The following is a 1786-nucleotide window of genomic DNA, read 5'->3' as shown; positions in this document are numbered from 1 at the left end:
ACGACGGGATCAAGCCTGACCGCCCAGAGTGGGCGATCCGGCCCCCGACCCTGAGCTGGTCCTGCCGAGGCCCGTGGGTTCGGCCCGACCCGTGGAGACGCTGTTTCGATCGCCCGCTTGGAATGTCCGAAGGAGACCGGGAAGATGACGTTGGTGGCCGGGGTCGACTCGTCGACCCAGTCGTGCAAGGTGGTGATCCGGGACGCCGAGACCGGGGCGCTGGTCCGCAGCGGCCGGGCGGCACATCCCGACGGTACGGAGGTCGACCCGGCCGCCTGGTGGAGCGCCCTGCAGGAGGCGATCGCCCAGGCCGGCGGGCTGGACGACGTCGCGGCACTTTCCGTCGGCGGGCAGCAGCACGGCATGGTCTGCCTCGACGAGGCGGGCGAGGTGGTCCGGCCGGCGCTGCTCTGGAACGACACCCGGTCGGCGGGGGCGGCGGCCGAACTGGTCGACGAACTCGGCGGCGGTGAGGTCGGCGGACAGGCCTGGGCCGACGCGGTCGGCAGCGTGCCGGTGGCCAGCTTCACCGTCACCAAGCTGCGCTGGCTGGCCCGGCACGAGCCGGCCAACGCGGCCCGGGTGGCGGCGGTCTGCCTGCCACATGACTGGTTGACCTGGCGGCTGGGCGGGGCCGCCGGGCTCGACGCGCTGCGCACCGACCGGGGGGACGCCAGCGGCACCGGCTACTGGTCGCCGGCGACCGGGGAGTACCGGCTTGACCTGCTGGAGCGGGCGTTCGGGCGTACCGTCGCGGTGCCCACCGTGCTCGGGCCGGCCGACGTGGCCGGCAGGCTGCCCAACGGCGCGCCGCTCGGGCCGGGGACCGGCGACAACGCGGCGGCCGCGCTCGGCGTCGGCGCGCTCCCGGGTGACGTGGTGGTCTCCATCGGTACGTCGGGGACCGTGTTCAGCGTGGCGGACGGCCCGGCGGCCGACCCGTCCGGGACGGTGGCCGGTTTCGCCGACGCGACCGGCCGCTTCCTGCCGCTGGTCTGCACCCTGAACGCGGCCCGGGTGCTGGACGCGGCGGCGGCGATGCTCGGGGTGAGCCTGGACGACCTGGCGAAGCTCGCGTTGTCCGCCCCGGCCGGGGCGGACGGCCTGGTGATGGTCCCCTACCTGGAGGGGGAACGGACCCCGAACCGTCCACTCGCGACCGGCGCGGTGCACGGGCTGACCCTGCGGACCTCCACGCCGGCGCACCTCGCCCGGGCGGCGGTCGAGGGCATGCTCTGCGCGCTCGCCGACGGCCTGGATGCGATGCTGGCGCACGGCGCGACCGCGAACCGGATCATCCTGGTCGGCGGCGGTGCCCGCTCCGAGGCGGTACGCCGGATCGCGCCCGAGGTCTTCGGCTGCCCGGTGCTGGTCCCCGAGCCGGGGGAGTACGTCGCCGACGGCGCCGCCTGGCAGGCCGCCTGGGTGCTGGCGGGCGGGGAACAGCCGCCCACCTGGTCCGCCGGCCGGTCCCAGGAGTACGCCGGTGCGGGCGTACCGCAGATCCGGGAGCAGTACGCCGCGGCGCGGGGCCTGGTCCTCGACCGCCCTGCGGCTCGGTAGCGCCGCCGGTTCCATCGATTGCACAACTTCGGGGAAGTAGTGGCTTCTGCTCCGGCTGAGGCCACTACTTCCCTGAAACAGCACGATCTGGCGCTAAGCCTCGATCCACCGATGAAGATCGGCCCGGCAGGACCCCGGAGATAGAAAGTGCCCTCTGAACTGGAAGGATAGGAGTGCTTCAGGCTTCTATCGCTCGGTTCGAGAGGGCACCTCGCAGGTGAGA

The 1786-nt window shown here is 73.9% G+C and carries 1 protein-coding gene; it reads left to right on the top strand.

All coding sequences use genetic code 11. The annotated features are described in order from the left end of the window. The first annotated feature begins 144 nt into the window (after window positions 1–144). Window positions 145–1563 (top strand): xylulokinase, encoded by a 1419-nt coding sequence (gene xylB / locus ABGB05_RS36830; protein ID WP_347658661.1) that lies wholly within the window; start codon window positions 145–147, stop codon window positions 1561–1563. Window positions 1564–1786 lie beyond the last annotated feature (223 nt).

The sequence above is a fragment of the Plantactinospora sp. B5E13 genome, from assembly GCF_039871775.1.
Taxonomy (GTDB): Bacteria; Actinomycetota; Actinomycetes; order Mycobacteriales; family Micromonosporaceae; genus Plantactinospora.
Note: the sequence above shows the minus strand (reverse complement) of the source record. Positions and strands in the feature narration are given on the sequence as shown.